This window comes from Frigidibacter oleivorans (assembly GCF_003993775.1).
Classification (GTDB): domain Bacteria; phylum Pseudomonadota; class Alphaproteobacteria; order Rhodobacterales; family Rhodobacteraceae; genus Frigidibacter; species Frigidibacter oleivorans.
Genome location: NZ_RJRZ01000002.1, coordinates 97,404 through 121,566 on the forward strand (window position 1 = coordinate 97,404; position 24,163 = coordinate 121,566).

The window sequence follows — 24,163 nt, forward strand, 5'->3', positions numbered from 1 at the left end:
CGATGCTTTATGCCGTGATCTGCCGCGACAAGCCCGGCCATCTGCAAACCCGCCTCGACACCCGGGACGCGCATGTGGCCTATCTGAAATCGACGCCGGTGGTGCTGGCCGGCCCGTTCCTGGAAGACGGGCAGATGTGCGGCTCGCTGGTGGTGGTCGAGGCCGAAAGCCTGCAGGCGGCGCAGGACTGGGTCGCGGGCGACCCCTATGGCAAGGCGGGGCTGTTCGACAGCGTCACCGTCACCCAGTGGAACAAGGTGATCGGCTGATGGCCTTCTGGCTGTTCAAATCCGAACCCGACGCCTGGAGCTGGGACCAGCAGGTGGCCAAGGGCACCGAGGGCGAGGAATGGGGCGGGGTGCGCAACTATCAGGCGCGCAATCACATGCGGGCGATGAAGGTGGGCGACCTCGGCTTCTTCTACCATTCCAACATCGGGAAAGAGGTCGTGGGCATCGTCGAGGTCTGCCGCGAGGCGCATCCCGACAGCACGACCGAGGATCCCCGCTGGGAATGCGTCGACATCCGCGCCGTCCGGCCGCTGAAGACGCCGGTGACGCTGGCGCAGGTCAAGGCCGAACCGCGGCTGGCGCAGATGGCGCTGGTCACCTCGATGCGGCTGTCGGTGCAGCCGGTGACGGAGGCGGAATGGCGCATCGTCTGCGAGATGGGCGGCGTCGCACCGTGAACGAAAAATGAAGGGTCCCGGCCACCCCTGCCCGGGACCCTTCACCACCCCACGTGCACACCCACCACACGTGATCTGTTCAAAGGTCCGGGCCTACTGGCCGTGACCGGACGCTAGGCCGGATGCCCCGAGTCGGGCAAGCGGGGGTTGCGCGGCATTTTCCGCGTATTCGCGGCAACGCCACCGCGCGACCCGCGCGTCAGGCATAGGCGGCTTCGCGGCCCAGCTTCTTGACCAGCATGTAATAGATCGCCGCGCGATACTTGTTGCGGTCGGACCGGCCCCAGGCCTCGATCACCTCGTCCAGCGCCCGGTCCAGGTCCGGCCCGTCCGGCAGACCCAGCTTCTTCACCAGAAAGCCGGCTTTCACCCGCGCCAGTTCCGCCTTGTCGCTGGCGGCGATGGTTTCGGAATCCGCGCTGTAGATCGACGGGCCGCAGCCGATCGTCACCTTTTCCAGCAGCGGCATGTCGGGTTCGATCCCGCGGGTCTTCAGCGCCTCGGCATACCGGGCGATCAGTTCGTCGCGCTTGCCCATGTTTCACTCCCTCGCACAACCGGCCCGGTCGCCGCCGGGCCTGGGGCAAGTCTGTGCTCACGCCGCCGTGATGGCAAGTTCGTCGAGTGTCGCAGGCTCAGTAGCGGTAATGGTCCGCCTTGAACGGACCCTCGACGGTGACGCCGATATAGGCCGCCTGGTCGGGGCGCAGTTCGGTCAGCTTCACGCCGATCTTCTTCAGATGCAGGCGGGCCACCTTTTCATCCAGATGCTTCGGCAGGATATAGACGCCCGGCGCGTAGTCCTCATGGCGGGTGTAAAGCTCGATCTGCGCCAGAACCTGGTTGGTGAAGCTGGCCGACATCACGAAGGACGGATGGCCCGTGGCATTGCCGAGGTTCAGCAGGCGCCCCTCGGACAGCAGGATGATCCGGTTGCCCGAAGGCATCTCGATCATGTCCACCTGATCCTTGATGTTCGTCCACTTGTGGTTCTTGAGCGCGGCGACCTGGATCTCGTTGTCGAAATGGCCGATGTTGCCGACGATGGCCATGTCCTTCATGTCGCGCATGTGCTCGATGCGGATCACGTCCTTGTTGCCGGTGGTGGTGATGAAGATGTCGGCGGTGGCCACCTCATCCTCCAGCAGCGTCACCTCATAGCCGTCCATCGCCGCCTGCAGCGCGCAGATCGGGTCGACCTCGGTCACCTTCACCCGGGCGCCGGCGCCGCGCAGCGACGCGGCCGAACCCTTGCCCACATCGCCATAGCCGCAGACGACGGCGACCTTGCCGGCCATCATCGTGTCGGTGGCGCGGCGGATGCCGTCGACCAGCGATTCCTTGCAGCCATACTTGTTGTCGAATTTCGACTTGGTGACAGAGTCGTTGACGTTGATCGCCGGGAAGGGCAGCAGGCCCTTGCGGTGCAGGTCATAGAGCCGGTGCACGCCGGTCGTGGTTTCCTCCGACACGCCAAGGATCGCGTCGCGCTGCGCGGTGAACCAGCCGGGGCTTTCGGCCATGCGCTTGCGGATCTGGTCGAAGAGGCAGACCTCTTCCTCCGACGTGGGCACCTCGATCAGCGCGGTCTCGCCCGCCTCGACCCGCGCGCCCAGCAGGATATACAGCGTCGCATCCCCGCCATCGTCGAGGATCATGTTGCAGGTGCCTTCGGCGAACTGGAAAATCCGGTCCGTATAGGCCCAGTATTCCGCCAGCGTCTCGCCCTTGATGGCGAAGACCGGCACGCCGCTTTCGGCGATGGCGGCGGCGGCATGGTCCTGGGTCGAGAAGATGTTGCACGAGGCCCAGCGCACATCCGCGCCCAGCGCCACCAGCGTTTCGATCAGCACGCCGGTCTGGATTGTCATGTGCAGAGATCCGGCGATGCGCGCGCCCTTCAGCGGCTGGCTCGCGCCGAATTCCTCGCGCAGGGCCATCAGGCCTGGCATCTCGGTTTCCGCGATGGTCAGTTCCTTGCGGCCAAATCCGGCCAGCGAGATGTCCTTGACGATGTAATCCACAGCACATGTACTCCCTGTCCGGTCCGGGACAGGAGGTAACATCCCCATGCAGGCGCGGCAATGCCGCAGCGAGGCGTCAGCCGGACGGGGTCAGAGCCGGGCAAGGGCGAAGGGATCGGTCTCGCCCGCCCAGTTCCGCCCGGTGTCGATGACGCAGGCGATGCCGTCGGGGCGGGTGGCCAGCATCGTCCACGTGCCCAGCCGGTCCGAGGCCCAGACCTCGACCTGCATGTCCTCGACCAGACGGGGCGGGGCGACGCGGCGTTCCTCGAAATCGGCGGCGAGCTTCGTCGTCACCGTCACGCGGACATCGCAATAGGGCTCGTCATAGGCCTGCGACGCGCCATGCGCGGTGACGAGATTCATGACGGCGAGGTTGTCGAGCGTCGGGTGCTGCGCCGCCGGTCGCGACAGGGGCGCGCGCGGGCTGGCGGTGAACGAGGGGGCGAAGGATTCGGCGGCATCCGTCATCAGGACGGTGGCGGCGGCCAGCCCGGTCAGGGCTATCGCGAGGGTGCTGCGGATCGGCATGGTCTGGTTCCCTGCCTCGGGTGCGAACGAAAGGGTGTTGCGGCAAGAACACTTCGCGCCCGCGGCGGGTTCCGCCCGGCGATCCCGCGATCCGCCGCAGCGGACGCTGGCGGCCGCGGTTTGTGGCCCCGGTTTACAGGGCCACGCCCCGCCGCTAAGTCCGGACGGTCCCCTGACGGAGCCGCCCGATGCCCCCTGCACCCGCAAAGCCGCCCCGCGCCTGGCAACGGATGCTGTCGGGCCGCCGGCTGGACCTGCTGGACCCCACGCCCTTCGATATCGAGATCGAGGACATCGCCCACGGGCTGGCCTTCGTCGCGCGCTGGAACGGACAGACGCGCGGCGAGTGGCCCTATTCGGTGGCCGAGCATTCGCTGCTGGTGGAACAGATCTTCACCCGCCAAAGTCCCGAGGCACCGGTGAAATGGCGGCTGGCGGCGCTGCTGCACGATGCGCCGGAATATGTCATCGGCGACATGATCAGCCCGGTGAAGGCGGCGATCGGTCCGGCCTATGGCGAACTCGACGCGCGGCTCGCGGCGGCGGTGCATCTGCGATTCGGCCTGCCGGCTTCACTGCCGGCGACGGTGAAGAAGGCGGTCAAGCGCGCCGACCAGGTCTCGGCTTGGCTGGAGGCGGTGCAGATCGCGGGGTTTTCGCGGGCCGAGGCCGACCGGCTGTTCGGCCGGGCCGATCCGCGGCTGATCGCGGGGCTGGAAATCCGCCTGCGGCCCCCGTCCGAGGTGCGGGCGGACTACACCGCCCGGCACCGGATGCTGATGGAGGCAATGCCCTGACGTCCTTCGGCGCGCCGATACCCCCGGCGGGACCGGCGCGCCGCTGCGGGTCAGCTGACCGCCAGGCTTTCGAGGCTGCCGCCCTTGGCCAGCGTCTCTTCCACCCAGCGCGGGCGCCGTCCCCGGCCCGTCCAGGTTTCCGACGGGTTCGCCGGATTGGCGTATTTCGGCGGGGCCGACTTGCGCTTCTTCTGGCTGCTCACGCCGGTCAGTTCCGCCAGCGTGAAGCCCATTTTCCGCGCCGTCTCTTCGAGTTCGGACAGCGCCTCTTTCTTCTTTCTGTCCTCGAAGGTGGAAATCGCGCGCGCAACCTGCGTCTGCAATTCCCGCAATTCCTTCAGCGACATGTTGTCGAGATCATAGGCCATTCGGATCGTTCCCTTCCGTATCTTGCCTCAGACGGTTTTAAGTCCGCCCCAGAGGCCTATACGAAATCAAGCCCCGTTAAAAGCTGCCAATCCGATTGCCGTCAGCGCGGACTGCGCTTTGCCAGAATGCGCTGCAATGTCCGGCGATGCATGTTCAGCCGGCGCGCCGTTTCACTGACGTTGCGGTCGCACATTTCATACACGCGCTGGATGTGTTCCCAGCGCACGCGATCCGCCGACATCGGATTTTCCGGCGGCGAGGGCAGCAGATCGCCGCGCGCCAGCAGGGCATTCATCACGTCATTCGCATCCGCGGGCTTCGACAGATAATCGGTGGCGCCCATCTTCACCGCCGCCACGGCGGTCGCGATGGCGCCATATCCCGTCAGCACCACGATCCGCGCATCGGGCCGGCGTTCCCGCAACGCCTCGACGACATCGAGCCCGTTGCCATCCTCCAGCCGCAGGTCGACGACGGCATAGGCGGGCGGGGCGGTCTGGACCCGGGCCTTGCCGGCGGCGACGCTCTCGGCGGTCACCGGCTCGAAACCGCGTTTTTCCATGGCCCGCGCCAGTCTCGCCACAAAGGCCGCGTCGTCATCGACGAGCAGAAGCGAACGATCCGGCCCCAGATCGGGCTGTTGGTCGTCGGACATGGGTCACCCTTTTCGCATGATCTTCCGGTCTTTCTAGGCCGGTGCATGGCGCGGGTCAATTTAAGCCGGTCGGGCGGGCCGGGGCGCGGCCGCCGGTGCCGCCGTCAGCCCGCCGCCTCGACGAAGCAGGCGGTGCGTTCGGCCATGTCCTGGGGGGTGACATCGCGGTTGAAATATTCCACGAACCCGTGTTCCGGCAGGACCAGATAGGTCTGGGTCGAATGATCGACCAGATAGAATTCGTCGCCCGAATCCTGCGCCTTGTAATAGGTGCGATAGGCCTGGCTCGCCGCGCGGACCTGGTCTTCCGATCCGGTCAGGCCCAGCATCCGCGGATGCATGATTTCGGTGAATTCCTTCACCACCTCGGGCGTGTCGCGTTTCGGGTCGATCGAGATGAAGACGGGCTGCACCTCGTATCCCATTTCCTCCAGCGCGTCGGTCGCCTCGGCATTGCGCGCGACATCGAGCGGACAGACATCCGGGCAGAAGGTATAGCCGAAATACAGCAGGCTCGGCTGGGTGATCACCTCGGCGTCGGTGACGGTCCGGCCGTCTTCGTCCACCAGCTCGAACGGGCCGCCGATGGCGCCCGCGCCGCCCGCGACCGCGCCCTGGCGGCAATCGGCGAACTGGTCGGCGCCGCCGCCGCTGGTGATCGCGTAGGTCGCCACAAGCCCGATGGCGAGCACGGATACCGCCGCCGCCGCATATCGCCCGCTGGAAATGGCCATTCGCGCCTCCGTATCCTCGGGGGTCCGCACCCCCGTGTTGCCCTGCCGTCTGCCTGTCCGGGGCAGGCGCATTGATCCCCGATCCCGCGGCGACTATCAATCCCGCTCGGGCCCGATGCGACAATGGGCCCGGACCGGGAGCCGCCGCCATGTCCTTCAGTGCCCATCCCGACCCGGCGCGCGAAACGCATGGCGACTGGATCCGGCTGCAGACGCTGATCCTGCTGCGATGGGGCGCCATCGGAGGGCAGCTGGCGGCGATCACCGTGGCCTGGCGCATCTACAAGGTCGACCTCAACCTCGGGGCCTGCTTCCTTGCGGTGGGCGCGGCGATCATCGCCAACCTCGTGTCGGTCTTCGTCTTCCCGCTGAACAAGCGGCTGACCGAAACGCAGGCGATGCTGACGCTGCTGTTCGACGTGGCGCAGCTGGCCGTGCTGCTGGCGCTGACGGGGGGGCTGCACAACCCCTTCGCGCTGCTGATCCTCGCCCCCGCCACCATCGGCGCCACCGCGCTGCGCACGCAATCGACGGTGATGCTGGTCGCCGCGACGGTGGCGATGATCACCGCCATCGGCTGGGTGAACCTGCCCCTGCGGCTGATCGACGGCACCCCGATCCGGGTGCCGGCGCTGTTCGAGTTCGGGCATTGGCTCGCCATCGTCATCGGCGTCGTCTTCCTGGCTGTCTATGCCCGCCGCGTCTCGTCGGAGGTGCATTCGATGTCCGAGGCGCTGCTGGCGGCGCAACTGGCGCTGGCCCGCGAACAGAAGCTGACCGATCTGGGCGGCGTGGTGGCCGCGGCGGCGCATGAACTGGGCACGCCGCTGGCCACGATCAAGCTGGCCAGCAGCGAGCTGGTGGACGAGCTGGAGGACCGGCCGGACCTGCGCGAGGACGCGCTGCTGATCCGGGCACAGGCCGACCGCTGCCGCGATATCCTGCGGTCGATGGGCCGCGCCGGGAAAAGCGACCTGCAGGTGACCAGCGCCCCGTTCCTGCAGGTGGTGCAGGAGGCGGCCGAACCCCATGCCGACCGGGGCAAGACCCTGCACATCGCCGCCGGCCCGCTGCCCGGCGGCGATCCGGCGCATCCGGCGGTGCTGCGGCTGCCGGAACTGATCCACGGCATCCGCAACCTCGTGCAGAACGCCGTCGATTTCGCCGCGCAGGATGTCTGGATCGACATCGACTGGACGCCGGCCTGGCTGCGGCTGCGGATCGCGGATGACGGGCCCGGGTTCCCGCCGCATCTGCTGGGCCGGATCGGCGACCCGTTCATGCGCCGCCGCCGCACCGGCCCGCAGCCCGAGCCGGAGCCGGGCGGCGATCCGGCGCGCCCCGGCTACGAGGGCATGGGGCTGGGCCTGTTCATCGCCAAGACCCTGCTGGAACGGACCGGGGCCGAGCTGTCCTTCGCCAATGGCAGCGACCCGTTCCTGTCGGCGGAGGAACGGCCCGAACGCTGCGGCGCCATCGTCGAGGTGCGCCTGCCCCGCGACCGGCTGACGCCGCGCGGCGGCCCGCTGGGCGACAATCCCCGCCTGACGCCCTGACAACTTCCGATTGTGGAACGGACAGGGCGCGCTTTTGCCCGATTCGACCAGTTTTAACAGATCATTAACCTTTGGCCGCAACCTTGACTTGCATCGTACGCGATTGAATACATTGCTGGCGCGACCATCGGGAATTGACATGCCGCTTACTGTCCTGCCGCCGCACATCCTGCTTCCCGCCACGCTCGTCGCCATCTCGCTATCCTCCGCCCTGCTGTCCCTGCTGCTGATCACGGTCATGCTGCGCCGGAACCGCGCCCGGACCGCCGGCCTGGGCGAGGCGGCGGAGATCGGGGCCGAGGATCACGCCGCGGTCTTCCTGTTCGACGACCAGTTGCTGGTCGAAGCCTCGCCCGCCGCCCAGGGCCTGTTCGACACGCTGCCCCCCGGCGCCTCCGACTGGGCGCGGCTCGCGGCCTTCCTCGCGCCGCGTTTCCCGGGGATCGAGGGCCGGATTGCCCGGCTGGCCGACATCGGCACGCTCGACCTGCGCAGCGAGGAGCCGGCGCCGCTGCGCCTGCGGGCCGAGATGGCGGGCGCGCTGGCGCGGATCACGCTGGTGGACCTGACGGCCGAGGGCCAGTCGGTCCGGCTCGACGCGCTGAGCCTGAGGGCGATGGAGGACGAGTTGCGCGCCCTGCGCGACACGGTGCAGCACCTGCCCGCCCCCGTCTGGCGCAGCGATGCCGAAGGGCAGGTGATCTGGGCGAACCGCGCTTATCTGTCGCTGATCCGGTCCGAGGCGGATGCGCCCGAGGGCGTGGCGGCGGCCTGGCCCCTGCCGCAACTCTTCGATCCGGTCCCGCAGGACAAGGGCACAAGGCGGCTGCGGCTCGACCGGCCCGCGAGCGGGGGACGCGATGGCACCCGCTGGTTCGAGGGCTACCGCCACAACCTGCCGGGGGGCAGGCTGGGGGTCGCGCTGCCGGCGGATGCGACGGTGCGGGCCGAGGCAGCGCTGCGCGAATTCGTGCAGACCCTGACCAAGACCTTCGCGCATCTGCCGATCGGTCTGGCGATCTTCGACCGGCAGCGGCAACTGGCACTGTTCAATCCCGCGCTGACGGACCTGACGACGCTGGGGGCGGAATTCCTGTCGGCGCGCCCGACGCTGTTCGCCTTTCTCGACCGGCTGCGCGAGGCGCGGATGATCCCCGAACCCAAGGATTACGGCAGCTGGCGGCGCGACATGGCGGCGCTGGAAAAGGCCGCGGCCTCGGGCCAGTACAGCGAGGTATGGGCGCTGGCGGGCGGGCAGACCTGGCAGGTGACGGGCCGGCCCCACCCCGACGGGGCGGTCGCGCTGATGATCGAGGACATCTCTGCCGAGATGTCGCTGACCCGCCGCTTCCGGTCCGAACTGGAACTGGGGCAAAGCGTCGTCGACGCGCTCGACGAGGGGATCGCGGTGTTCTCGCCCACGGGCAGCCTGATCATGTCGAACGCCGCCTATGGCCGCATCTGGGGGCAGGACCCCGAACGGCTGATGGCCGAGACGGGGCTGTCCGCCACGATCCGGCTGTGGCAGGCGCGCGGCTTGCCGAACCAGACATGGGAGGCGGCGCGCGACTTCCTGTCCCGGTCGGGACCGCGCCCGGACTGGGGGGCAGAGGTGACGCTGTGGGGCGGGCAGCGGCTGTCGTTCCGGCTGCGCACCCTGCCGGGCGGGCGGGTCATGGCCAGCTTCCGGCCGCTGGACGGCGGCGCGCTGCAGGTCGCCCGGCAGCGGCGGCGGGGCGGGCTGTCCGCCATCGCGGCGAACCGGCCGGAGCAGGAGGCGCCCCCCGCCTGAGCTGCCCCGCCTGAGACGCCGGCCGCCACGGCCCTCCGCCGCCTGCCGCCTTGCGGCGACCCGCCGCGGGGGGCTAGATGACGGCATGAGCCCCGCCCCCCGCTTTCCCGATCCGGCGCCCCCCGCCAGCCCCGCCTGCGAGGTCGTGCTGGCCCTGCCCGACCCCGCCGCGACCGAGGCGCTGGCCCGGCGGATGGCGCCGCTGCTGCGGGCCGGGGATGTCCTGCTGCTGCAAGGCCCCATCGGCGCGGGCAAGACCCATTTCGCCCGCCACCTGATCCAGCAGCTGATGGCCCGCGACGGTCAGGTCGAGGACGTGCCCTCGCCGACCTTCACGCTGGTCCAGACCTATGAGGCCGGCGGGATGGAGATCTGGCATGCCGACCTCTATCGCCTGACCGGCCCCGCCGAGGTCGAGGAACTGGGCCTGATCGAGGCGTTCGACAGCGCGCTCTGCCTGATCGAATGGCCCGACCGGCTGGGACCGCTGGTCCCCGGTCACGGGCTGCGGCTGGAGTTCGGTATCGCGGGCGAGGGGCGGCGGCTGCGCCTGTCGGGCGGGGCCAGCTGGCCGGACCGGCTGGCGGGACTGGCGGGGGCCGGACCGTGACGCCCTCGCGCAGCCCCGCCGCGATGCTGGCCGCCGCCGGATGGGCCGATGCCCTGCGCCGGCCGCTGGCGGGCGACGCCTCGAACCGGAAATACGAACGCCTGACCCGGGCCGGGACCGGGGCCGCTGCGGTGCTGATGGATGCCGATCCGGCGAAAGGCGAGGATGTGCGCCCCTTCCTGCGCATCGCCCGCCATCTGGCCGCGCAGGGCCTGTCCGCGCCCGCGATCCTGGCCGAGGACGTGGCGCAGGGCTTCCTGCTGATCGAGGATCTGGGCGACGCGCTCTTTGCCCGCATCCTCGCCGCCGAACCGGGCCGCGAGGTCGAACTGTACGCCCCCGCCGCCGCCGCGCTGGCCCGGCTGCACGCGGCGCCGCTGCCCCCGGGCATCGCCCGCTATGACGCGGCGCTGATGGGCCGGATGGCGGCGCTGGCGCTCGACTGGTATCTGCCGGGCGCGACCGGGCTGGCGCGCGATCCGGATGCCTCCGCCGCCTTCGCTGCGATGGTCGCCGGGCTGAAGGATCGCCTCGCCCCGGGCGAGCCGGTGCTGGTGCTGCGCGACTTCCACGCTGAAAACCTGCTGTGGCTGCCAGAGCGGGACGGCGCGGCGCGGGTCGGCCTGCTGGACTTCCAGGACGCGATGGCGGGGCCGCGGGCCTATGACCTCGTGTCGATGCTGCAGGACGCCCGGCGCGACGTGACACCCGCGGCCGAGGCCGAGCTGCGGGCGCGGTTCGCCGCGGACGAGGGGCTGGACCCGCAGGCCTTTGCCGCGGAATACGCCTTCTGCGGCGCGCAGCGGAACCTGCGGATCATCGGCGTCTTTGCCCGGCTGTCGATGCATTACGGCAAGCCGCACTATGTGGACCTGATCCCCCGCGTCTGGGATCTGCTGCAGCGCGACCTGTCCCACCCGGCGCTGGCGGACCTGGCGCGCGCCGTCGCGGCCCTGCTGCCGCCCCCCGACCCCGCGACCCTGCGAAGGATCAAGGACGAATGCGGACGCCACCCGCTGCACTGATGCTGTATGCCGCGGGGCTTGGCACCCGGATGCGGCCGCTGACCGACGACCGGCCCAAGCCGCTGGTCGCGGTGGCGGGCCGGGCGCTGATCGACCATGCGCTGGCGCTGGTGCCGGACGGGCTGCGCGTCGTCGCCAACAGCCACTACCGCGCGCCGCAACTGGCCGCGCATCTGGCCGGGCGGGGGATCGCGATCTCGCACGAGCCGGTGCTGCTGGATACCGGCGGCGGCCTCGCCGCGGCGCTGCCGCTGCTGGACGCGGATCCCGTCTATACGCTGAACACCGATGCGGTCTGGACCGGGCCCGGCCCGCTCGCCACCCTCGCGGCGGCATGGGATGCGGCGCGGATGGACGCGCTGTTGCTGGTGGTGCCGCAGGACCGGGCCACGGGCCATGCCGGGGCGGGCGATTTCCGGCTGCATCCCGACGGGCGGCTGGAGCGGGGTCCGGGGGTGGCGGCGGACCGCGTCTATACCGGCGCGCAGATCCTGACGCCCCGCCTGATCGAACCGGGCGACGGCGCGGTCTTTTCCAACAACCTGCTGTGGAACCGCGCCGCCGCGCGCGGGCGGCTGTTCGGCGTGACCCATCCCGGCGGCTGGTGCGATGTCGGCCGCCCCGACAGCATCCCGCTGGCCGAGACGCTGCTGCATGGCTGAGCTGTATGCCCTGCCCTGCGGTGTCGATTTCGCCGAGGCGCTGGTCGCCGGGCTGATCGGGCGGATGGCCGGTGCCCCGCCCGAGGCGATGGCCCGGGTGACGATCTACCTGAACGGCGGGCGGATGCTGCGGCAGGTGCGCCGCGCCTTCGATGCCCGCGTGGCCCCGGGCCGGGCGCTGCTGCTGCCGCGGCTGCGGCTGGTCACCGATATCGGCCAGGACCCGCTGTCGGACCTGCCGCCCGCGGTGCCGCCGCTGCGCCGCCGGCTGGAACTGGCGCAGCTGGTCGCGGGCCTCGTGGCGCGCCAGCCGGATTTCGCCGCGGGCGGCGCGCCCTACGATCTGGCCGACAGCCTGCAGGCGCTGATGACCGAGATGCAGGAAGAGGCGGTCGATCCCGCCGCGCTGGACGGGCTGGATGTGGCCGACCATGCCGCGCACTGGCAGCGCTCGCTGGCCTTCATCCGCATCGTCGCCCGCTTCTGCACCGGGGACGAGCCGCCCGATCCCGGCCTGCGGCTGCGGCTGGCGGTCGAGGCGCAGGCCCGGGCGTGGCAGCTGGTCCCACCCCCCGGCCCGGTGATTGCCGCAGGCTCCACCGGATCGCGCGGGCCGATCGCCGCCTTCCTGCGGGCGGTGGCGGCGCTGCCGGGCGGGGCGGTGGTGCTGCCCGGCTTCGACTTCGACCTGCCGGAGGCCGTGTGGCACATCCTCGATGCCGGGCCGGTCCCGGCCGAGGATCATCCCCAATACCGGCATCTGGCGCTGGCGACCTCGCTGGGCCTGGCCCCGGCCCAGATCCGGCGCTGGCACGACGCGCCCGCGCCCAGCCCGGCGCGCAACGCGCTGGTGTCGCTGGCGCTGCGCCCTGCGCCCGTTACCGACCAGTGGCTGGTCGAAGGCGCGGCCCTGCCGCCCCTGGCCGAGGCCGCCGGGCGGATGACGCTGATCGAGGCGCCCAATCCGCGGGCCGAGGCGCTGGCTGTCGCCCTGCGCCTGCGGCAGGCGGTGGAGGAGGGCACCCGCGCCGCGCTGATCACCCCCGACCGGCTGCTGACGCGCCGGGTGGCGGCGGCGCTGGACCGCTGGGGGCTGGTCGCCGACGATTCCGCCGGGCAGCCGCTGATCCTGTCGCCGCCCGGGCGGTTCCTGCGGCATGTGGCGGACCTGTTCGGCCGCAAGCCTTCGGTGGAATCGCTGCTGACGCTGCTGAAACATCCGCTGGCCCATACCGGCGGCACGGATCGCGGGCCGCATCTGCGCTTCACCCGCGAACTGGAACTGCACCTGCGCCGCCACGGCCCCGCCTTCCCCGCCCCCGAGGATCTGATCCGCTGGGCGGCGAGGGCGGCGGAGGACGGGCGCGAGGACTGGGCACGCTGGCTGGCCGCGCGGATCGGCGGGCTCGACGCGCAGTCGGGCGACCGGCCGCTGCCGGACTGGGTGGCCGCGCATCTGGCCCTGGCCGGGGCGCTGGCGGCGGGACCGGGCGGCACGGTCGAGGCCAGCGCGCTGTGGCGCGACGCGGCGGGGCGCGCGGCTTGGACGGTGATGGCGGAACTGGCGGCAGAGGCCGGGCATGGCGGCGCGATGGGTCCGCGCGATTATGCGGTGCTGCTGGCCGGGCTGCTGGACCGCGGCTCGGTCCGCCTGCCCGAGGGCGCGCATCCGCTGCTGTCGATCTGGGGACCGCGCGATGCCCGGGCGCAGGGGGCGGAACTGGTGATCCTCGGCGGTCTGACCGAAGGCACCTGGCCCGCGATGCCCGCGCCCGACCCGTGGATGTCGCGGCGGATGCGGATGGAGGCGGGGCTGCGCCTGCCCGAACGGCAGGTGGGGCTGGCGGCGCATGACTTCCAGCAGGCTGTCGCCGCGCCCGAGGTGGTGCTGACCCGCGCCCTGCGCGATGCCGAGGCGGAAACCGTGCCCTCGCGCTGGCTGAACCGGCTGACCAACCTGATGGAGGGTCTGCCGGGCCGGGGCGGACCGCAGGCGCTGGCCGCGATGCGGGACCGGGGGCGGGCGATCCTGCGCGATGCGCTGGCGCTGGAGGCGCCGGCGGCGGCCGAACCGCGCGCGCCCCGCCCCGCCCCCCGCCCGCCGCTGAAGGACCGGCCAAGGGAACTGGCCGTCACCGGGATCCGCACGCTGATCCGCGACCCCTATGCGATCTATGCCCGCCATATCCTGCGGCTGCGCCCGCTCGACCCCGTGGGGGCGGCGCCAGACCCACGGCTGCGGGGGCAGGTGCTGCACCTGATCGTCGAGCGCTTCCTGCGCGGGCGCGCCGCGGACGAGACGGCGGAGCTGACCCGCGCCCGGCTGCTGGCCGTGGCCGAGGCGGTGCTGGCCGAAGAGGTGCCTTGGACCGGGGCGCAGCGGCTGTGGCTGGCGCGGCTCGCCCGGGTCGCCGACCGGTTCCTTGCCGCCGAGGCGGGGCGCGCGGCGCGGGGACAGCCCGTGGTGCTGGAACGCACGGGGCGGGTGACGCTACCCGCGCTCGGCTTCACGCTGACCGCAAGACCCGACCGGATCGACCTGCTGGAGGACGGGCGGGTGCATATCTACGACTACAAGACCGGCACGCCGCCCAGCCTCGACCAGCAGGCGCATTTCGAGAAACAGCTGCTGCTGGAGGCGGCGATGGCCGAACGCGGCGGGTTCGAGATGCTGGGTCCGCGCGAGGTCGAGGCGGTGACCTATATCGGCCTCGGCACCAGGGCGCGGCAGGTGACGAACCCGCTGACCGATGCCGACAAGGGCCTGACCATCGGCCAGACCTGGGACGGGCTGAACCGCCTGATGCAGGGCTATCTGGCCGAGGGCCGCCCCTACCCCGCCCGCCGCGCGATGTTCGAGACGCGCAGCGCCAGCGACTATGACCACCTGTCCCGCTTCGGCGAGTGGGAGATCACGGCGGCGGCGCAGACGATCCCGGTAGGCGACGATCCGGGCCAGAACGGCAACGGCGGGGGCGCGGCATGAGCCTGAACGACGCGAGCCTTCGGCAGGTGACGGCGGCGAACCCCGCCGCCTCGACCTGGCTGTCGGCCAATGCCGGATCGGGCAAGACCCGGGTGCTGACCGACCGGGTGGCACGGCTGTTGCTGGGCGGGACAGAACCGCAGCGCATCCTGTGCCTGACCTATACCAAGGCCGCCGCGTCCGAGATGCAGAACCGCCTGTTCGCGCGGCTGGGGCAATGGGCGATGCTGGACGAGGCCGACCTGCGCCGGCAGTTGCAGGATCTGGGCGCCAAAGGCCCCGTCTCCCCGGCCACGCTGGCCGAGGCGCGGCGGCTGTTCGCCCGCGCCATCGAGACGCCGGGCGGGCTGAAGATCCAGACGATCCATTCCTTCTGCGCGGGTCTTCTGCGCCGCTTCCCGCTGGAGGCCGGCGTCGCGCCCGGCTTCACCGAGATGGACGACCGCGCGGCGGAACTGCTGCGGGCCGAGATCTTCGAAGGTCTCGCCGCGGGCGAGGACCGGGACGCGGTGGACGCGCTGGCCGCGATTGCCAGCGGCGACGGGGTGGACGGACTTTTGGCGGAAATCTGTGCCCATGCCCCGGCCTTCGAACCGCCGCTGGACGCAGCCTCCGCGCGCCAGGTCTTCGGCCTGGCCGCCGACCTGACCGAAGAGGCGCTGGCGGCCGAGGTGTTCCTGGGCGGCGAGGCCGAGCTGCTGGCAGAGCTGCTGCCCCTTCTGGAAGGCGGCAAGAGCACCGACCAGAAGGCGGGAACGGTGCTGGCGGCGCTGTCCGGCGATCTGGGGCCGGCCTGTCTGGAACAGCTCGAATCCGTGTTCCTGTATGGCCCCAAGGCCAAGGCCGGTGCCTTCGCCGCCAAGACCGACGCTTTCCCCACCAAGGACCTGCGCGACGGCCCCTGCGCCGCGCTTCTGCCGCGCCTGCACGACCTGATGCGCCGGGTCGAGGCCGCGCGCCCCCGGCGGATCGCGCTGGCCGCCGCGCTGTGGACCGCCGCGCTGCACCGCTTTGCCGGGGCCTTCCTGCCGCGCTACCGGGCGCGCAAGCAGGCGGCGGGCTGGCTCGACTTCGACGACCTGATCCTGCGGGCGGCCGCCCTGCTGTCCGACCGGGGGGTGGCGCAATGGGTGCTGTTCCGGCTGGACGGCGGGATCGACCACATCCTGGTGGACGAGGCGCAGGACACCTCGCCCGGCCAGTGGCAGGTGATCGAGCGGCTGTCCGAGGAGTTCACCGCGGGCGAAGGCGCGCGCGACCGGCCGCGCACCATCTTCGTCGTCGGCGACAAGAAACAGTCGATCTACAGCTTTCAGGGCGCGGACCTTGCCGCCTTCGACCGGATGCGCGGCCATTTCGGCGCACGCTTCGCCGCGCTCGGCACGGCGATGCAGGACCTGACGCTGGACCATTCCTTCCGCTCGGCCCCCGCCGTGCTGCGGGCGGTGGACGAAACCTTCGCCGACACGCGTGGCGGGGGCCTGGGCGGGGCGCCCCGCCACATCGCCTTCAAGGACCGGATGCCGGGGCGGGTGGACCTGTGGCCGCTGATCCCCAGGGCCGAACCGGCCGAGCCCGAGGACTGGTCCGCCCCCGTCGATGCCCTGCCCGAGACGCATCACAACGTGCAGCTGGCGCGGCGGATCGCCGGATGGATCGGGACCACGCTGGCCGCGGGCACCTGCATCCCTGCGCGGGACGGCCCCCGCCCGATGCACGAGGGCGATATCCTGATCCTCGTGCAGCGGCGGTCGGACCTGTTCGCCGAGATCATCGCCGCCTGCAAGGCCGCGGGTCTGGCCATTGCCGGGGCCGACCGGCTGAAGCTGGGGGGCGAACTGGCGGTCCGGGACATCCGGGCGGTGCTGTCCTTCCTCGCCACGCCCGAGGATGACCTGTCGCTGGCTGCCGCCCTGCGCTCGCCGCTGTTCGGCTGGACCGAGCCGCAGCTTTATGCGCTCGCCCAGCCGCGCAAGGGCTATCTGTGGCAGGAACTGCGCGCGCGGACCGATGCCGGCGCGCTGGCCGCACGGGCGGTGCTGGACGATCTGCGCGGGCAGGCGGATTACCTGCGCCCCTTCGAGCTGATCGAGCGGCTGCTGACCCGGCATGGTGGCCGCGCCCGGCTGGTGGCGCGGCTGGGGGTGGAGGCCGAGGACGGCATCGACGAGCTGCTGACGCAGGCGCTGGCCTTCGAGCGGACATCGGTGCCGAGCCTGACCGGCTTCCTCGTCTGGCTGGAAGGCGGCGAGGTCGAGGTGAAGCGCCGCCCCGAGGCGGCGGGCCGGGCGATCCGGGTGATGACGGTGCATGGCGCCAAGGGGCTGGAGGCGCCCGTGGTGATCCTGCCCGACACGATCCGCGGCGATCCGCGGGCCGAGGGCGCGGTGCTGCGCCTGCCTGGGGACGGACCGGCCGGCACCGCCGTCTGGCGGATGACCGCGGACGAGGCGCCCCCGGCGCTGGCCGCCGCCCGCGACGCGCTGAAGGACCGGCAGGCCGAGGAGCGCGACCGGCTGCTCTATGTGGCGATGACGCGGGCCGAATGCTGGCTGGTGGTCTGCGGCGCGGGCGATCCGGGGCGCGGCACGGGTCCGCAATGGTATCTGCAGGTGGCCGAGGCGATGGACCGGTTGCCGACGGAGGCCATCGACACCGGGTCCTTCGGCGAGATCCGCCGCCATGCCGAAGGCGACTGGCCCGCGCCCGCCCCCCGGGCAGAGGCGCCCCCCGCCCCGCCCGCCGCGCCGGCCCTGCCCGGCTGGATGCGGGCCTTCCCCGCCAGCCCCGCGACCGACCGGGTGTTGTCGCCCTCGGACCTCGGCGGGGCGAAGGCGCTGCCGGGCGATGCGGGCCTGCCCGAGGCCGAGGCGCTGGCCTGGGGCACGCGGCTGCATCTGCTGCTGGAATATCTGCCGGGCTGGCCCCCGGCTGATCAGGCGGAGCTGGCCGCGCGGCTGCTGTGCCGGGGCGACGAGGCGATGGACCCGCTGCACCTGCCGGGCCTGCTGGCGGCGGCGCGCGGAGTTCTGGCCGCGCCGGGGCTTGCCCGCTTCCTCGGCCCCGAGACCCTGGCCGAGGTGGAGCTGAGCGCGCGCCTGCCGGAACTGGGCGGGCGGCAGGTCCACGGGACGGTGGACCGGCTGCACGTGGCGGCCGACCGCGTGACCGCGCTCGACTGGAAGTCGAACCGCGTGGTGCCGGACCGGGCCGAGGCGGTGCCCGAAGGCATCCTGCGGCAGATGGGGGCCTATCGCGCGGCGCTGCGCCTTGCCTTCCCCGGCCGGCAGGTCGAGATGGCCGTGGTCTGGACGGCGACCGGCACGCTGATGCCGCTGCCATGCGAATTGGTGGACGCGGCCTTGCGCCGGGCGGGACAGGCGCTGGCCCCGACCTGACGGGGCCGCACCTTGACCGGACGGGGGTGCGTTCATAGGTTCATCCCCAGCCCCGCATTCAGGAGAAGCGTCATGGCCACCACCCCCGTCACCGATGCCACCTTCGACAGCGAAGTCCGCCAGTCCGACATTCCGGTCGTGGTGGATTTCTGGGCCGAATGGTGCGGCCCCTGCCGGCAGATCGGCCCGGCGCTGGAAGAGATCGCCGAGGAACTGGCCGGCAAGGTCAAGATCGTCAAGGTGAACGTCGACGAGAACCCGGATTCCCCCGCCCAGCTGGGCGTGCGCGGCATCCCGGCGCTGTTCATGTTCAAGGACGGTCAGGTCGTGTCGAACAAGGTCGGCGCCGCGCCCAAGGCCGCGCTGCAAAGCTGGATCCAGTCCGAGATCTGATCGCGCCCGGCCCTTGCCCGCAGATTGGGGGGCGCCTGCGGGCGCCCCTTTCGTATCGCGGGCCTACCACAGGTCCGGAAACACCCGCCCCGCCAGCCGCATCAGCGCCTCCATCCGCTGGTCGCGCCACAGGCCCGGCGGCGCGCCCGCCTGCCCCAGACGGGCCCAGTCGGCGACCAGCTGGTTCAGCATCAGGAAGCCGATCGCCCCATCCGCGGCATCCGCCGCCCGGTAGCCGGTGAAGAAGGCCGCCTCCTCTGCCGCGGGCAGCAGCCGGCCGGCCGGCGCCGCGCCGGCGGGCACATAGGCCAGCGCATAGGCCAGCATCAGCCGCGCCACGTCATGGCCCGCCGGGGCGGTCTGCGGCCCGGCGAAGTCGATGCCCCAGGCGCGGTCCTCGTCCATCAGGATGTTGCGCAGGTTCATGTCGCCATGCCGCGCCGCCGACAGCGCGGGCCGTCCCTGCCAGTGCGCGGCCTCGGCCTCGACCCGCAGCGACAGCGCGACGAAGCGGTCCGGCGCCCGCACCCGCCGCCGCCCCTCGGCCACCGCCTGCCGCTGCCGGGCGAGATGCTCGCAGACCTTGGCGGGATTGTAGGGCCGCAGCCCGTTGGAGGTGCCGGCGTGGAAGTCCGACAGCCAGCGCGCGGCGCGGGTCAGGATGGCGCGCATGGCGGCGGGGCTGCGGGCATCGTCGAGCCAGTGTTCCACCGTCCGGCCCGGCACCTGTTCCATCAGGATCAGCCCGGCCCCGGCATCCTCGGCCAGGATCAGCGGCGCCTGCCCGCCCGTCGCCTCGCGCGCGCGGCGCTGTGCCGCGATCTCGGCGGCGACCAGCGCGGGATCGGCCGGGCGGGTCATGTGCTTCAGGACCAGCGCGTCGCCGGTCCCGTCGTCCCGGATAAGCGACAGCACGATGCGGCGGCGGGCGGGTTCGTCGCGGCGGGTGACGATCTCGGCCCGCCAGCCCTCGGGCGAAAGGCCCGCCGCCCGGGCAAGGCGCGGCCAATGCGCCATCGCCCCGGCCAGCTGCGCCGCGCGGTCGCCGGGCACATCCCGCCCGTGGTCCCGCCCGTCGTCGCGCATGGTCCGCCCTCTCTGTCGCCCGCCGCTGGCCCGTCGCCCCGAGCAGAGCCGCAGTCGCGCGCTGGCGCAAGGCCCGGCGCGCGGGCGGCGTCAGCGGAACAGCGTGGCGAAGTCCTGGCGCAACAGGTTCTTCTGCACCTTGCCCATGGTGTTGCGCGGCAGTTCCGGCACCACGGCGATATGTTTGGGCTGCTTGAACTTCGCCAGACGCTCGGCCATCGCCGCCTGCAGCGCGGCATCGTCGACCTGCGCCCCCGGCTGGGCCACGATCACGCCCACCACCGCCTCGCCGAAATCCGGGTGCGGAACGCCGATCACCGCGCTTTCCAGCACCCCCGGCTGTTCGTCGAGGATCAGCTCGATCTCTTTCGGATAGACGTTGTAGCCGCCGGTGATGATCAGGTCCTTCTGCCGGCCGACGATGCTGACATAGCCGTCCGCGTCGATTACGCCGATATCGCCGGTGATGAAGAAGCCGTCCGCGCGCAGTTCCTCGCGGGTCTTTTCCGGCATCTGCCAGTAGCCGGCGAAGACATTGGGGCCGCGCACCTCGATCATCCCGGGCTCGCCCTGCGGCAGGCTGGCGCCGGTGACGGGATCGGTGATCTTCACCTCCACCCCCGGCAGCGGCAGGCCCACCGTCCCGGCGCGGCGGTCGCCGTCATAGGGGTTGGAGGTGTTCATGTTGGTTTCGGTCATGCCATAGCGTTCGAGGATGCGGTGGCCTGTCCGAGTCTCGAACTGCACATGGGTTTCGGCCAGCAGCGGGGCGGAACCCGAGGTGAACAGCCGCATATGCGCCACCAGATCGCGGGTGAAGCGCGGATCGTCCAGCAGCCGGGTGTAGAAGGTCGGCACGCCCATCATCGTGGTGGCGGCGGGCAGGCTGGCAATGACCTGATCGGTCTTGAAGCCGGGCAGGAAGATCATCGCCCCCCGCGACAGCAGCACCACATTCGTCGCCACGAACAGCCCGTGGGTGTGGAAGATCGGCAGCGCGTGCAGCAGCACGTCGCGGTCGGTGAAACGCCATTCCCGGGCCAGAACCTCGGCATTGGACAGAAGGTTCGCATGGGTCAGCATCGCGCCCTTCGACCGGCCGGTGGTGCCCGAGGTGTACAGGATCGCCGCCAGATCGTCCGGCGCGCGCGGCACGGGGGCGAAGCCGGGGTCGGCCCCGGCGGCAAGGTCGGCCAGGCTGCCCGCGCCGGCGGCGTCCAGCGTTTCGAACCGGGCCCCGTTGCGGGCGGCGACGGCGCGCAGGCTGTCGGCCCGGACCGGGCTGCCCACCAGCAGTGCCGCCCCGGCATTGGCCACGAAATACTCCACCTCGTCGGCGGTATAGGCGGTGTTCAGCGGCAGGAAGACGATGCCCGCCGCCAGCGCCGCCAGATACAGCGCCAGCGCCTGCGGCGTCTTGTCGATCTGCACCGCCATGCGGTCCCCCGGCCGCAGGCCCAGACCCGCCAGCGCGGCCGCCTGCGCCATCGCCATCCGGTGCAGGTCGCGGCCGGTCAGCGCGGTGCCGCCGGCATCGGTCAGAACGGGGGTGTCGCGCCCGGCCAGCGGCGCGGCAAGCGCATCGTAGAGCGGATTGGTCATGCTGTCCTTCCCGTGGTCTTCTTGCCCTCTGGCCGGGCCTGCGCCAGCAGCGCCCGCACCTGTCGCGCGGCCGCGACCGTCCGTTCGGTCCCGAACCGTTCGTTGTTCCGCTCGACCTGCGACAGGTCATAGAGGTAGTTCACCATCGCGCTGGCCGACTGCCGCAGGCCGTTGGCCGAGGTATCGGCCAGCGCATGGACGTCGTGCAGGATCGCGCCGTTGCCCAGATGGAAGCGCGCGACCGGATCGGCCGGCAGCCCGTCGCCCCGGCGCGCCTGCAGCAGGAATTCCGCCGTCAGCCGCCGCAGCGTGTCGGCCTCGGGCGCGATCGCCGCGGCATCGCCCGCCGCCACCAGGTTCAGCAGGCGCGCGGCCTCGGGCCGGTCGGGCGCGATGCCCTTCAGCCAGCGCACCAGCCCCGGCACCGGCGAAAGGGTGACGAAGCATTCGATCTGCGGCAGGTCGTGGCGCAGTTCCTCGACCACCTGCTTGATCAGCGAGTTGCCGAACGAGATGCCGCGCAGCCCTTCCTGACAGTTCGAGATCGAGTAGAAGGCGGCGGTGTCGCACTCCGCGGCGGGGACGGGCGTCCGTTCTTCGGCCAGCAGCGCCTGCACCGATCCCGGGATGCCCCGGCACAGCGCCACCTCGACGAAGATCAGCGGCTCTTCCGGCATGGCCGGGTGGAAGAAGGCAAAGCAGCGCCTGTCCTCGGGCCGCAGCCGGCGCTGCAGGTCGTCCCAGTCGTCGATGGCATGCACCGCCTCATATTCGATGATCTTCTCGAGGATGTTGGCCGGGCTGCGCCAGTCGATATGCCGCAGCACCAGGAAGCCGCGGTTGAACCAGCTGGCGAAGAGGTGGCGAAAGTCCCAGTCGATCACCGCCAGTTCCGGCGCCTCGGGCAGCATCCGCAACAGGTCGAGCCGCATGCGCACCAGATCTTCCGTCGCCCCCGGCGCCTGGTTCAGCCGGCGCAGCAGTTCCTGGCGGCGCGGCTCTGCCTCGTGGCAGAGGTCGGCCAGCGCCTCGGGGTCGCCGCTGTCGCGATAGCGGGTCGCGGCCGCGATGACCCGCCCGGGGTCGAGGTCCAGCGCCCGCGCCATGTGGCGGAAGAACTCCTGCCGGTCGGCGGCGGACAGGGCGCGATAGCCCGACAGGATCTCGGCCGCGAGCCGCACGCCGGACACCTCGCCCTGCGCCGACAGCAGCGCCTCGCACAGTTCGGCCAGCGGCCGGCGGCTTTGCGCGGCGGGGGCGGAGGGCCGCCGTTCGAACAGCGTCCCCATCAGGTCGGAGAAGAAGGCGATACGGCTCATCCCGGCCTCCTCAGACCGGGCCCATGACGCGGTCCGGCAGCCATGTCGCCAGTTCCGGCACGAAGCACAGGATGACGATGGCCAGCGCCATGCAGCCGACGAAGGGCGCCGATCCCCAGAGGATCGTCCGCAGCGAGATGTTGGGCGCGATGGAATTGATGACGAACAGGTTCAGCCCCACGGGGGGCGTGATCAGCCCGATCTCCATGTTGATGGTCAGGATCACCGCGAACCAGTAGGGATCGAAATTCGCGGTTTCCAGGATCGGCAGCAGGATCGGCGCGGTCATCAGGATCACCGCGACCGGCGGCAGGAAAAAGCCCGCGACCAACAGGAACAGGTTGATGACCGCCATCAGCACCCAGCGGTTGACCTCCAGCGCGGAAATCCACTGCGCGATGGACTGGGTGATGAACAGCGACGACATCATGTAGGCGAAGACGCCCGAGGCGGCCATGATGAACAGGATCATCACGCTTTCGCGGGTGCTGTCGCGCAGGACACCCCAGATCGCGCGGGGGTTCCACAGCCGGTAGATCGCAATCGCCATCAGCAGGCACAGCACCGCGCCGACCGCCGCCGTTTCCGACGTCGTGGCGATGCCGCCATACATGGCATAGAGCACGCCGGCGATCACCAGCAGGAAGGGCAGGACGCGGGGCAGGATCTCGAACCGTTCGCGCAGGTTGTAGTGCCGCGGCGACAGCACGGCCGCATTGCCCGACCGCCAGGTCGCATAGATCGCCCAGGCCATGAACAGCAGCGTCAGCAGCAGCCCCGGGATGATCCCGGCCAGGAACAGCCGGCCGATCGAGGTTTCTGTGGCGATGCCATAGACGATCAGCGTGACCGAGGGCGGGATCAGGATGCCCAGCGTTCCGCCCGCCGCGATGGCGCCCGCCGCCACCCCGTCCGGATAGCCGCGTTTCTGCATCTCGGGGATGCCCATCTTGCCGATGGCGGCGCAGGTGGCCGGGCTGGACCCCGACATCGCCGCGAACAGCGCGCAGGCCCCGAGGTTGGACACGACAAGGCCCCCCGGCACCCGGGTCAGCCAGCGTTCCAGCGCCTCGAACAGGTCGGCGCCCGCGCGGGTGGAGGCGATGGCCGCCCCCATGATGATGAACATCGGAATCGACAGGATGGTGAAGCTGTTCAGGTCGGCGAAGAAGATCTCCGGCATCATCTCGAGCGAGCGCGCCCCGTCGAAGATCAGCAGGAAGGCCGCCGACACCACCAGCAGCCCCACCGCCACCGACACGCCGGAAAACAGCACGACAATCGTCGCCACCGCCACGAGAAGGCCCAGAACCAGCGGGTCCATCAACGGTCTCCGATACCGAAGGGGGCGTCGGCGCGGGTCAGAAGCCCCACGAGGTCGGCCAGAAGCTGCAGCAGGAACAGCGCGAAGCCCACGGGCAGCGCCAGATAGGGCACCCATAGCGGCGGCGCCCAGACGGTCGAGGATTTCCAGCCCCGGTCGAAGGCCTGATGCCAGACCTCGAATCCGTACCACGCGATGGTCGCCGTCACCGCGATGGTGGCCAGCAGCACCGCAATCGCCAGCACCCGGCGCGCCCGGGGCGGCAACATCTGCGGCACGAGATCCACATTCACATGGCCGCGCAGCCGCTGGACGTAGGGCAGGCCGATCGTCGTCGCCGCGATCATCAGGTAGATCACCGCCTCGGTCTGCCAGATGGTGGACTGGTTCAGAACCGAGCGGACGAAGATCATGTGGCAGGTGACGAACAGCGCAATCACGGTGAGGGCCGCGGCGATCCAGCCGCAGACGGTCGAGATCGCGTGGACGGCCCGGATGAAGGCATTGCCGCCCGGCCGGGCCGGCGTCGCAGCGATGGTTGCTGTCATGGATGGATCACTCCCGGGTCCTTCGGCTGGGACTTTGGCTGGGACTTCGGGAGGCGGCCGCGCC

Annotated in this window: 22 protein-coding genes; 11 read left to right on the forward strand and 11 right to left on the reverse strand. The window is 71.1% G+C overall.

What is annotated here, in order from left to right:
- Positions 1 to 2 precede the first annotated feature (2 nt).
- Positions 3 to 269, forward strand: coding sequence for a YciI family protein (locus tag EEY80_RS03515; RefSeq protein ID WP_126975502.1), 267 nt, complete (start codon positions 3 to 5; stop codon positions 267 to 269).
- Entirely contained in the window at positions 269 to 688 is a 420-nt protein-coding gene (locus EEY80_RS03520; protein ID WP_126975193.1) for an EVE domain-containing protein, read from the forward strand. The genes EEY80_RS03515 and EEY80_RS03520 overlap by 1 nt, the downstream gene beginning before the upstream one ends.
- A 199-nt stretch (positions 689 to 887) precedes the next feature.
- On the opposite strand, the gene EEY80_RS03525 is transcribed toward EEY80_RS03520, so the two are convergent.
- The 3 genes from EEY80_RS03525 to EEY80_RS03535 all read right to left on the reverse strand — a co-directional run bounded on the left by EEY80_RS03525 (position 888) and on the right by EEY80_RS03535 (position 3,243).
- A complete protein-coding gene (locus tag EEY80_RS03525; protein ID WP_126975194.1) occupies positions 888 to 1,226 on the reverse strand; it encodes a DUF2853 family protein in 339 nt (112 codons plus the stop codon).
- A 97-nt stretch (positions 1,227 to 1,323) separates the two neighbouring features.
- Positions 1,324 to 2,754: an adenosylhomocysteinase gene (gene ahcY / locus EEY80_RS03530; RefSeq protein ID WP_126975195.1), complete on the reverse strand. Its 1,431-nt coding sequence runs from the start codon at positions 2,752 to 2,754 to the stop codon at positions 1,324 to 1,326.
- A gap of 48 nt (positions 2,755 to 2,802) precedes the next feature.
- The gene (locus EEY80_RS03535; RefSeq protein ID WP_126975196.1) at positions 2,803 to 3,243 is read right to left on the reverse strand and encodes a hypothetical protein; all 441 of its coding nucleotides are present in this window, start codon (positions 3,241 to 3,243) and stop codon (positions 2,803 to 2,805) included.
- Between the two features lie 188 nt (positions 3,244 to 3,431).
- On the opposite strand from EEY80_RS03535, the gene EEY80_RS03540 reads away from it, so the two are divergent.
- Positions 3,432 to 4,040, forward strand: coding sequence for a YfbR-like 5'-deoxynucleotidase (locus tag EEY80_RS03540; protein WP_126975197.1), 609 nt, complete (start codon positions 3,432 to 3,434; stop codon positions 4,038 to 4,040).
- 50 nt (positions 4,041 to 4,090) lie between these two features.
- Here the strand turns inward: EEY80_RS03540 and EEY80_RS03545 are convergent, their stop codons facing one another.
- The 3 genes from EEY80_RS03545 to EEY80_RS03555 all read right to left on the reverse strand — a co-directional run bounded on the left by EEY80_RS03545 (position 4,091) and on the right by EEY80_RS03555 (position 5,798).
- Entirely contained in the window at positions 4,091 to 4,408 is a 318-nt protein-coding gene (locus tag EEY80_RS03545; protein WP_126975198.1) for an H-NS histone family protein, read from the reverse strand.
- A gap of 101 nt (positions 4,409 to 4,509) precedes the next feature.
- Positions 4,510 to 5,064, reverse strand: a complete 555-nt coding sequence (locus EEY80_RS03550) for an ActR/PrrA/RegA family redox response regulator transcription factor (RefSeq protein WP_126975199.1) — start codon at positions 5,062 to 5,064, stop codon at positions 4,510 to 4,512.
- Between the two features lie 104 nt (positions 5,065 to 5,168).
- Positions 5,169 to 5,798, reverse strand: a complete 630-nt coding sequence (locus tag EEY80_RS03555) for an SCO family protein (RefSeq protein ID WP_126975200.1) — start codon at positions 5,796 to 5,798, stop codon at positions 5,169 to 5,171.
- Between the two features lie 149 nt (positions 5,799 to 5,947).
- Here EEY80_RS03555 and regB point away from each other — a divergent pair, with 149 nt between their 5' ends.
- From regB to trxA, 8 genes are all read left to right on the forward strand, one after another.
- Positions 5,948 to 7,354, forward strand: coding sequence for a sensor histidine kinase RegB (gene regB, locus EEY80_RS03560; RefSeq protein WP_126975201.1), 1,407 nt, complete (start codon positions 5,948 to 5,950; stop codon positions 7,352 to 7,354).
- A gap of 139 nt (positions 7,355 to 7,493) precedes the next feature.
- A complete protein-coding gene (locus tag EEY80_RS03565) occupies positions 7,494 to 9,146 on the forward strand; it encodes a PAS-domain containing protein (RefSeq protein ID WP_126975202.1) in 1,653 nt (550 codons plus the stop codon).
- 85 nt (positions 9,147 to 9,231) lie between these two features.
- On the forward strand, positions 9,232 to 9,756 hold the full coding sequence (gene tsaE, locus EEY80_RS03570; RefSeq protein WP_126975203.1) for a tRNA (adenosine(37)-N6)-threonylcarbamoyltransferase complex ATPase subunit type 1 TsaE: 525 nt from the start codon (positions 9,232 to 9,234) through the stop codon (positions 9,754 to 9,756).
- A gap of 23 nt (positions 9,757 to 9,779) precedes the next feature.
- On the forward strand, positions 9,780 to 10,781 hold the full coding sequence (locus EEY80_RS03575) for an aminoglycoside phosphotransferase family protein (protein ID WP_126975503.1): 1,002 nt from the start codon (positions 9,780 to 9,782) through the stop codon (positions 10,779 to 10,781).
- Complete coding sequence (locus tag EEY80_RS03580; RefSeq protein ID WP_126975204.1) at positions 10,757 to 11,443, forward strand: nucleotidyltransferase family protein; 687 nt, start codon at positions 10,757 to 10,759, stop codon at positions 11,441 to 11,443. The genes EEY80_RS03575 and EEY80_RS03580 overlap by 25 nt, the downstream gene beginning before the upstream one ends.
- Positions 11,436 to 14,429 carry a double-strand break repair protein AddB gene (addB, locus tag EEY80_RS03585; RefSeq protein ID WP_126975205.1) on the forward strand — a complete coding sequence of 998 codons (2,994 nt, stop codon included), beginning with the start codon at positions 11,436 to 11,438 and terminating at the stop codon, positions 14,427 to 14,429. Before EEY80_RS03580 ends, addB begins: the two co-directional genes overlap by 8 nt.
- A complete protein-coding gene (addA, locus tag EEY80_RS03590; RefSeq protein WP_126975206.1) occupies positions 14,426 to 17,827 on the forward strand; it encodes a double-strand break repair helicase AddA in 3,402 nt (1,133 codons plus the stop codon). Before addB ends, addA begins: the two co-directional genes overlap by 4 nt.
- Before the next feature lie 72 nt (positions 17,828 to 17,899).
- Positions 17,900 to 18,220, forward strand: coding sequence for a thioredoxin (gene trxA, locus EEY80_RS03595; RefSeq protein WP_126975207.1), 321 nt, complete (start codon positions 17,900 to 17,902; stop codon positions 18,218 to 18,220).
- 63 nt (positions 18,221 to 18,283) lie between these two features.
- On the opposite strand, the gene EEY80_RS03600 is transcribed toward trxA, so the two are convergent.
- The 5 genes from EEY80_RS03600 to EEY80_RS03620 form a co-directional block, all read right to left on the reverse strand.
- On the reverse strand, positions 18,284 to 19,306 hold the full coding sequence (locus tag EEY80_RS03600; protein WP_126975208.1) for a phosphotransferase family protein: 1,023 nt from the start codon (positions 19,304 to 19,306) through the stop codon (positions 18,284 to 18,286).
- 90 nt (positions 19,307 to 19,396) lie between these two features.
- The gene (locus tag EEY80_RS03605; protein ID WP_126975209.1) at positions 19,397 to 20,908 is read right to left on the reverse strand and encodes a malonate--CoA ligase; all 1,512 of its coding nucleotides are present in this window, start codon (positions 20,906 to 20,908) and stop codon (positions 19,397 to 19,399) included.
- Complete coding sequence (locus EEY80_RS03610; protein WP_407920714.1) at positions 20,905 to 22,227, reverse strand: malonyl-CoA decarboxylase; 1,323 nt, start codon at positions 22,225 to 22,227, stop codon at positions 20,905 to 20,907. The genes EEY80_RS03605 and EEY80_RS03610 overlap by 4 nt, the downstream gene beginning before the upstream one ends.
- A gap of 10 nt (positions 22,228 to 22,237) precedes the next feature.
- On the reverse strand, positions 22,238 to 23,551 hold the full coding sequence (locus tag EEY80_RS03615; RefSeq protein WP_126975210.1) for a TRAP transporter large permease: 1,314 nt from the start codon (positions 23,549 to 23,551) through the stop codon (positions 22,238 to 22,240).
- Complete coding sequence (locus EEY80_RS03620; protein WP_126975211.1) at positions 23,551 to 24,099, reverse strand: TRAP transporter small permease subunit; 549 nt, start codon at positions 24,097 to 24,099, stop codon at positions 23,551 to 23,553. Before EEY80_RS03620 ends, EEY80_RS03615 begins: the two co-directional genes overlap by 1 nt.
- Positions 24,100 to 24,163: the final 64 nt, after the last annotated feature.